The organism is Saccharothrix sp. NRRL B-16348 (assembly GCF_001280085.1).
Lineage (GTDB): Bacteria > Actinomycetota > Actinomycetes > Mycobacteriales > Pseudonocardiaceae > Actinosynnema.
Genome location: NZ_LGED01000264.1, coordinates 26,948 through 33,775 on the forward strand (window position 1 = coordinate 26,948; position 6,828 = coordinate 33,775).

General features: G+C 69.9%; 3 protein-coding genes. 2 read left to right on the forward strand and 1 reads right to left on the reverse strand.

What is annotated here, in order from left to right; translation table 11 throughout:
* The first annotated feature begins 650 nt into the window (after positions 1–650).
* The gene (locus tag ADK67_RS44015) at positions 651–5,015 is read left to right on the forward strand and encodes a CHAT domain-containing protein (RefSeq protein ID WP_197289907.1); all 4,365 of its coding nucleotides are present in this window, start codon (positions 651–653) and stop codon (positions 5,013–5,015) included.
* Between the two features lie 14 nt (positions 5,016–5,029).
* Positions 5,030–5,716 (forward strand): hypothetical protein, encoded by a 687-nt coding sequence (locus tag ADK67_RS44020; RefSeq protein ID WP_053722568.1) that lies wholly within the window; start codon positions 5,030–5,032, stop codon positions 5,714–5,716.
* A gap of 7 nt (positions 5,717–5,723) precedes the next feature.
* On the opposite strand, the gene ADK67_RS44025 is transcribed toward ADK67_RS44020, so the two are convergent.
* Entirely contained in the window at positions 5,724–6,725 is a 1,002-nt protein-coding gene (locus ADK67_RS44025) for an IS630 family transposase (protein WP_053722569.1), read from the reverse strand.
* Positions 6,726–6,828: the final 103 nt, after the last annotated feature.

Consider the following 6,828-nt stretch of genomic DNA (forward strand, 5'->3'; position numbering starts at 1 on the left):
ACGGGGTATTCCCGCAGACCCAGTGCTCCAAACCATATGCCGCTCGAAAAGTCATCGTCGCCTGTAGAACAAGGATGTCACGGTGAACCGCGCGGCCGTGGCGCCGTGCGCGGTGACGATCCGCCCCCCGGCAGGCGAACCTCGTTGGTGTGGGCCGACTGCGCCTACACCGGCACCTCGGTTGACTGGGCACGAAAGAGGCTTTGCCTGGTGGTGGAGATCGTCCAACGTCCGTAACTGCCGTGATTCACCGTGCTGCCCAGAAGGTGGGTGGTGGAGCGGACGTTGGCGTGGATCACCGGACACCGCCACGCTGCGTCCGCGACTACGAACGACTGCGCCACCACCACGAGGCCATGGTGCGCTGGTCCATGATCCGCATCATCAGCCGCCGACTCACTCGACAGACGTAGCCCGGAATCAGCTACTAAGTCGTCGGCAGAGCGACGGACGTCGATTCGTCAGCCAGACGGTGTCCTCCCGCCCACGGCTCGGCTTCAGAGTCGCGGATCACGACTGCAGTGGCCACACGCGTTCGGCGGCTCACTCGTGCACCGCGTCCGCGGCCTACGGCCGGTCGGGGGAAACTGAATCAAACGGCTGCCGGGACACGTATGTCGTGCTACACCGGACATCCGTGGTCCTTGACGATGCGAGGTCATGTAGTGCTGCTGCGCACGTTGGGGTCCGCCTGGGTCGTAGGACTTGCTCAGCACGTCGTCACGCCGTCCCCGGAGGTTGCGGAGTGGGTACGGCAGGTCGGTGGCGAATCCTCGGCGCGTGCCGCTGAGATCGTGGAGTCCGCCGCGCCGGAAATGGCCGTGTCCGCCGTGCGCTGGGTGCTCGACCGGGCGTGTGCCGCCGTGACGCGCGTGGATGTCGATCCGGGCGAGGTGGCGGACACCGGAGCCGTACTGCTGCGGATCGTCGAAGCCGGTCACGGTGCCTTTCCCGGCGGCGAGCTGAGCCAGGCACACGCCCACATGCTCCTCGGACTGGGCACGCACCTGTCCACGCCAGCGACCGCTGCGCGCTCCTACGAGCAGGCCGCGCGTCTGTGCGACAGCCACGGCAGCCAGAAGCGAGCCGCGCTCGCCCGGCTGGCCGCGACGGCGGCGAACTGGGAAGTGCTCAGCGGTGGGGACCCGAAACCACTTCTGGACGCGTTGGACACCCTCGACCAGGGCACCGCGGCGGTACTGCGCCCGGCCGTGGAGGGCTACCTCGCCGCAGCGCGTGAGGTCCGCGCCGTGGAGAACGGGGATGTGCCGAGTCGACAGGACGCCGAGACCGCCGTGTTGCTGTCGCTCGTCGCGTACACCCGGCTGGACGACCACGGGGCCGCGACCCGTCTCGCGCGTGCCGCCGATGCCATCGACCCGGCGCGTCGGACGCTCGAGGGCATCGGCGACGCGTACCTGCGGCGGCGACAGTGGCCACAGGCACTCGACGCGCTGGCGGAGTGCCTGGAACGGGAGCCCGGCAACCGCGCGCTGCGGTACAACTTGGGCCGCGTGCACATCGAGCTGGACGAGTGGGACGAGGCGAAGGCCGTCCTGCTAGCCGTCGTGTCGGACCCGCCTGTTGCGGAGGACGCCGGCATCCTGCAACTGCTCCACTTCGCGGCGTTCGGGCGCCACGACCCGGACTACGAGCGCTGGGGCGCCGCGCTGAACGGGATCGAGTCCGGTCGCGACATCCTCGCCCAGATCCCGTTTTCCTCGGCCGAACCGCCACCGGAACGGTTGCGTGCCGTGTACCGGGACGGCGAGCTGATGTTCGATACGAGTATCGGTGAGTTGGCTGCGGGCGATATCCAGGTCCACATGGTGGCCGCGATGGTCAAGGGGAGCCCGAAGGGCGACGAGGCCCTAGACGAAGTCTTCGCCAAGGACCCCGAACTTGGCCACCGCGTCGTGCGTCTGCTCGGCCTGCGCAGGGTCACGGAGGACGAGGCTCGCGTCGCCCGGCACATGAACGAGGGCGAGGAGCACTTCCGGGCCCGCCGGTTCACCGAGGCCGAGCGGGCGTACCGGGCCGCCCTGGAGATCGACCCCGACCACCACGTCGCACGGCTCTACCTGGGTGACACCTGGTACCGGCGCGGTGCGTACGCGCTCGCCCAGGCCCACTTCGAGGAGTCGATCGCCATCTCGCCGTCGCCGCAAGCGTACCGGTTCCTGGGCGATGCGACCCTCGCTGCGGGCGGGTCCGAACTCCGCGCCCGTCGCTGCTACGAGGAGGCGTTGCGGCTCGATGCGGACTATGGCGGCGCGCGGTCCGCTCTGGAGCGCATGGGAAAGTCCGACATCGAGTCCGGGTCGGCGCTGCTGTGGGAGGGTCCGCTGCACAGACGGACCGCCTCCGTCGTGTTTGAGGAGCAACCTTCCGAAGCGACGGTAGAGGGGGCCTCCGCCACTCCGTCGGAACGGCCTTCCGGCGACACCACGGCGCGTGCTCCGGCTACACGGCGTGTCCGCCACGGCGACAGCTTCCTGCGGGCCATCGTGGCGAACAGGCCGGACTCGGTCCTGTCCGTTGTGGACGATGACGCCGCCTTCGAGCGCTGGATCGCGGAGTCGTGGCCCAGTCGGATCGCCGCCGCCACCATCGAGGTGTGGTCAGCCGCCTACCACTACTCTGCCAAGGACCGCGACCTGGGGTATTGGGCGCACCTTGTGCGCCGCTGTGTGCGTTTAGCCGAGGCCCTGCCCGTTGATTTCGGACCGGCCGACGGCTTAATGGGGTTGGGCCGCGACCGGCTGCTCGGCGACGCCTGCCACGAACAGGGCAATGTGCTGGAGTCGCAGGGCAGGCTCGCCGAGGCCCGCTCCTGGTACCTGCGCGCGCTGGAGTTGTTGGATGCCGAGAGCGCTGCGCGGACTCGGCTGGGGCTGGTCGGCGAGTCCGAGTTCGACCGGCTGTGGTCCTCACATCACCCGACCGCGGTTGTGCTTGAAGACCTCGCCCGGGTGTGCATACAGGTGGGCGACGTCGAGGACGCCGCCCGCCGCCTGGAGCGGGCCCGCGTGCTCCAGGGGTCACGGCCGACCGGCGAGTCGTGGATCGAGCACCTCGTCGAATTCGGCGACCGCACCGCGCGAGAGGGCGACACGGATCGGGCGCTCGCGGCGCTGTACCAGGCGGTGGACGAGGCGGAGGAGCACATCCACCGGCAGGTTGTCCCCCGCGCGATGGCCAGGGCGATGAACGCACTGGGCCGGCTTCACCGCTCGCTCGGATTGCACCGCAGCGCGCGCGCCTACCTCGACCGGGTGCGCCAGCTGAACGAGGCAATAGGCAACGCGGTCCGGCTCACCTACGACTTCCGCGAGCTGGGGCGCCTGTTCCGGCTGCGGCCCGACCTTGGAGACGCGGAGGATGCGTTCGAGCGGTCGCTGATGAACTCCAGCCTGCCGACCCCGGTAGCCGACGAGCTGTCCTGGACGGCCACCGACGGGACGCTCCACCGCGTCACGGCGCCCAGCCGGGCGTGGCAGACGCTGCTCGACCTCGCGGATCTGCTGGAAGATCGCGGGGAACCGGCGAAGGCCGCCGCGCAGCTGGAACTCGCGACGCGCATCGGAGAGGTCGTGAGGGCCGCGGCCGTAGGCGACGCGCAGCGCGTCGCCGTCGCTGCCCAACACGCCACCGCCGCGGCAGCCTTGACCCGCGTGCACCTGCGCCGCGCCCTGGACGCCGAGCCGGACGCCGCGCACGATGCGTGGCTCGCGTCCGAGACGCTGCGCGCACGGTCGTTCCTGGACGCGCTGGGCGACGACCCGCTCTCGGCCCCCGAAGGCGTCGATCCTGACCTGATGAGCCGGGAGGACCAGGCGCTGTCAGACCGCCGCAGACTGCTGGGGTCTACCCCGAACGGCGTCGCGTTCTGGGACCAGCTGCGTCGCGTCGACGCCCGCCTGGACGCGATCTGGACCGAACTGCTCGACCGGCACCCGTCCACCGCCGAATACGTCGAGGTGCGCCGTTCACGCCCATTGGCCGCCCAGGACCTGCGGCGGCTCGTCGAGCAGGACGGCAGACCCACCGTGGTCGCGAACCTCAACCCTGTCGGGCCTGGCGAGCTGGCCGTCGTCGCGGTGCGGTCCGACCACGACCAACCGCTGGTGGCGAGCCGCCCCGTCGACGTGGCGCGGCTCAACCGGTTCCTCAGCGAGAACCTGGGGTCCGCCGGCCGAGTACGGGAGCTGGCCCTGGACCTGGAAGACCTGTGGCACCACGAAACCCAGGCCGTGGGGGAGCTGCTGGCGGAGGTAGCGGACCCGGACGACGTCCTGGTGGTGTCGCCGTTCGAAGCGCTCAACTACGTGCCCTTCGCGGCCCTGCGGGCGGGCGGTGCGCCGCTGGTTGAGCGGAACCCGCTGGCGGTCCTGCCCAGCGGGTCCCTGGTGCGAGCGCTGCGGGCGGCGACTCGCACAACCGCGGACACGGCGGCGTGCGTGTTCGGCGACCCCACCGGCGACCTGCCGGGCGCACGGGCGGAAGCCGCACTCGTGGGCGGTCTACTCGGCGCGTCGCCTGTGGTGGGACCGGTCGTGACGCGCGCCGAGGTCACCCGTGCGCTGCGCACGGCGGGTATCGTCCACATCGCCGGACACGCCCGGTTCGACGTGGCCGACCCGCTGTCGTCCGCGCTGCTGCTCGCCGACGGCCCGCTGCCCGCGCGGACCGTCCTCGGCCTGTTCTCGCCCGCGCTGTCACTGGTGACGCTGTCCGCCTGTGAAACGGGTGTCAACCTGACCAACGCGGCGCAGGAGCTGCTGGGGCTCACCCGGGCGTTCGTGTTCGCGGGCGCGGACTCGTTGCTGGTGAGCCTTTGGAAGGTGCCGGACGGCACGACCGTGGACGTGATGACCGCGTTCTACCGCGCGCTGGGCGCGGGATCGTGGAAGGTGGACGCCCTGCGCGCAGCGACCCTCGCGGCCCGGGAACGTTACGGTGAACATCGGTTCGACCAGTGGTCGGGTTTCCACCTGATCGGTGAGTGGCAATGAGCGGAAGAGGTGTCGTGGAGTTCGAACCGTTGGCGGACGTCGTGCTGGAACCGGACGAGCAGGAGGTCGACCGCAGCGAGGTGTTGCCCACGCCGAACGGCGTGGTCGACGACGAGGCGATCATCTTCTTCCGGCGCGCGAACCGCGTGGCGCTGGCGAAGGCGCGGCCCATCCCCGTGCTGTCGACTGCCGTGCCGGATGGGCGGGCGGTGTCCGACGTGCCGCTGCTGTTCGCGTTGCACGCGCACCCGGAGTGCGTCTTCGAGTGGGCCCGCGTCATCGTTGATCTGACACCGACTCGGGATTCCGTCGTGGCGGACATGTCGCCACGCGATGTTCAGGACGTGGCTGTGGACGTGACGACCACGGTGGGCGCCGAGTTGGCGCTGTCGGTCGAGGTCCTCTCAGTGGACGTGACCGCCAACCCGCAGTTGACCCGTAAGCGGACGGTGTTCTTCCCGTTGGTGGCGGCCACCGGCATCGGCTTCCGCAAGGCGTACTGGGACTTCCACGCCAAGGCCGGCGACTACCTGCACGCCGACAAGGTCCTGCACCTACTGGTTGACGCGCCGAGCCAGGTGCCAGTGACGGCGAACCTGACGGTACGGGCGAAGGTGCGCCTCCGCGGTACCGCCCGCGTAATTCCGCTGCTGGGTCGCACCGGCGGCATCAGCTCACCGCACCCCGTGCGGCTCGCCTAGTGGCTTGTCACGCAGCCTTGGTCGGGTAATGGGTCCAGGTGCGGATGGGTGAGTCGGTGGCGAAGCCGGTCTTGGGCTGGGCTCGGGCGTTGCGCCAGCGGATGTAGGCCGCGATGGCGGCGTTCTGTTCGGCGTGGGTGAGGTGGTCGGTGCCGTTGAGGGCGAAGTAGCGCAGGGCGGCGAACTCGGCCTCGATCCAGTTCAGCCAGCTGGAGTAGGTGGGCAGGAACACCAGCTCGGCGTCGTTGTCGGCGGCCCAGTTCCGGACGTCGGGGTGTCGGTGCGGGGAGAAGTTGTCCATGACCAGGTAGAGCCGCTGACCGGGCCATCGAGCGCGCAGCGTCTTGAGCAGGTCGAGGAACTCGCGGTGCCGTTTGCGGCGCCGGATCCGATAGTGGATCTTCCCGGTGGTCAGGTCGAGTGCGGCGAGCATGTGCATCACGCCGTGATGGCGGTTGTAGGTCGCCCGTAATCGGCGCGGCGACCCGGCGGACCGCCAGGCCCTGCCTTTGCGCGGCATCAGGTTGAGCGGCCCGAACTCGTCGACGCAGATCACCCTGCCGTCGGCGGGCGGGTGGTCGTAGAGGTCGAGGATCCGCTGCATCTTGACGAGGAAGTCCGGGTCGGTGGACGCCTTCCAGGTGGTGGTGGCCTGCCAGGACACGCCGGCGTCGCGCAGGATGCGGCGCAGCGTCTCCCGACTGACCGCGGCCACGGTGCCGCGCGCGAGCAGGTGCTCGCGCAGCTTCGCGAGCGACCAGGTGGAGAACGCGGTGATGCCCCAGTCGGCGGGCGAGGTGCGGGCGATCAGGCAGATCCGTTCACGGATCGCCTCACCGATCGTCCGACTCCGCCCGCCGCTCCATTTTGGGTCCAGCGCCGCGAGCCCCCGCTCGTTAAACGCGTGGATCACGTCACGCACGTAGTCCTCGCTCACCCGCATCAACGAGGTGATGTCCCGGACCGCCTGGCCCTGGCCGGACATCAACACCACGATCGCCCGCCGCAGCCGTTGTGCCTGCCGATAACCTCATCCATGCAGGTAGAGGACGCACGAAGCCCAGGGGAGTTGAGCGTTCGCGGCACGGCTGCCATGCGCTGTGACGTCGACC

What these genes read in the sequence shown, in the direction of transcription:
- ADK67_RS44015 (WP_197289907.1), top strand. Translation starts at nt 651, where the DNA reads ATGCGAGGTCATGTAGTGCTGCTGCGCACGTTGGGGTCCGCCTGGGTC.